Annotated in this window: 3 protein-coding genes and 1 riboswitch; of the genes, 1 reads left to right on the forward strand and 2 read right to left on the reverse strand. The window is 32.7% G+C overall.

What is annotated here, in order from left to right; genetic code table 11:
* Positions 1 to 487 (reverse strand): hypothetical protein (locus VK998_RS07710; RefSeq protein ID WP_325227322.1); only part of this gene is annotated, 487 nt, incomplete at its 3' end.
* Between the two features lie 73 nt (positions 488 to 560).
* A riboswitch (molybdenum cofactor riboswitch) is annotated at positions 561 to 679 on the reverse strand.
* Positions 680 to 841: 162 nt separating this feature from the next.
* Between VK998_RS07710 and VK998_RS07715 the strand changes: the two genes are divergently transcribed.
* Entirely contained in the window at positions 842 to 1,366 is a 525-nt protein-coding gene (locus VK998_RS07715) for a nucleoside-triphosphatase (protein WP_325227328.1), read from the forward strand.
* 6 nt (positions 1,367 to 1,372) lie between these two features.
* On the opposite strand, the gene VK998_RS07720 is transcribed toward VK998_RS07715, so the two are convergent.
* A partial coding sequence (locus VK998_RS07720; RefSeq protein WP_325227330.1) for a PfkB family carbohydrate kinase occupies positions 1,373 to 1,650 on the reverse strand: 278 nt, incomplete at its 5' end.

The following is a 1,650-nucleotide window of genomic DNA, read 5'->3' on the forward strand; positions in this document are numbered from 1 at the left end:
TGGTCATGCCGGCCGAGAACGTGCGGGCCCGGTACCTCGAGCTGCGCAACCAGCTCGGTGACATCACCTCGGCCGACATGCCGGAGGTGGCCCGTCGGTACCTGGACCCCAGTTCCGGCCAGTCCTGGCTACCGCCGGCCCGGGAAGGCGTGCAGGACACGGTGTCCCCATCTGATGCTTCAAAATTTACCTCTGCATTTTCAATAGTTACACCAGCTTCTTCCTTTAATACATAGGACAAGCTTACCCCTTTAACCATTACAGATTTTTCTCCTGATTTACTATTGTATATGTATTCTTCATGAATTTGAGCTTCTTCTGGCATAGATTTTAAATCATCTAAAGTTAATTTAACTTTATTTTCTACACCTTCTCCACTAATTTCAACAGCAAAACTATTCGTATCTTCTGCAAATACAACTCCTTGTGATAATAACAATACTATTGCCAATATAAATGGTACTAATCTAGAATTTTTGTTAAACATCATTACCTCCACCTTTCTTATTTATTTAAATAGGGAGAGAAAAAGTAAAAAAACAGCATCCCAATGGATAATGCTGTTATCTTGAACTTCTCCTTTCCACTGGGAGGCTTGACCGTTTCCAGTCAAACCCTATCGGCAAATTAACCATAAATCAAAATTCACAGGTCAAAATGCTCGGAGATCTATTTAGTTTATTAATACTTTAACATACTTATCATCCTATGTAAAGCAATAAATAGCCAAAAATATCCACAATAATTAGTTTTTTTACAAGAAAATATTATAACAATTTCATTTGTTTATTAAATATGCTAAACTAATATCTATAAATAGTTCTAAATGGAGGTATAGTTTGTGAACAATCTTTTTTTAACGGGCAGAATTGGAATAGGAAAATCTACAATATTAAAAAATGCATTACAGCAAATAAATTTATCTGTGGGAGGCTATGTAACAGAAAGAATTTATGAAGGTTATTATAGGAAATATATCGTTAAATCATTATATGATAATGAAGAAGAATATATAATTATAAAAGTGGATTCTAGAGATAATTCAAAAGAAGGCTTTGCAAATGTTTTTGAAAATGGTGTTCTTTCAATACTCGATAAAAGCTTAAAAAACAGGGATTTGATTGTTTTAGACGAGTTAGGGTGTACAGAAAATAATATAGATATATTCACTTCCAAAATATTTGAAATATTGAATAGTGAAAAAATAGCTTTTGGTGTTTTAAAGGATGATAATTGTGAATTTATTAATGAAATTAAAAATAGAGATGATGTTATAGTCCTTACTGTAACTGAAGAAAATAGAGATTATCTTTTTAAAGAAGTTGTAAAGATACTTAAAAGTTTTATGAAAAAATCCAAGTTTTAATGTTTCTTAAAACTTGGATTTTGTAATTACTATATCGTTCATTATTCTTTTCATATTATGCATATCCACTTTCCCCGTTTCTGCTTCCATTGCATTGGCTGTTCCACAAGCTGCAGCTACTTTTAAAGAAAATTCAAAATCATAATCTCTATATAAAGAAGAAACAAAACCGCCTATCATAGCATCTCCAGAACCTACTGGGTTTACTACATTGACTTTTGGAACTCTTATTCTATAAATATATCCATTATAAAAGACTATAGAGCCTTCCTCACCTAAAGATA

It is taken from the genome of Schnuerera sp. (genome assembly GCF_035459645.1).
Taxonomy (GTDB): domain Bacteria; phylum Bacillota; class Clostridia; order Tissierellales; family Tepidimicrobiaceae; genus Schnuerera.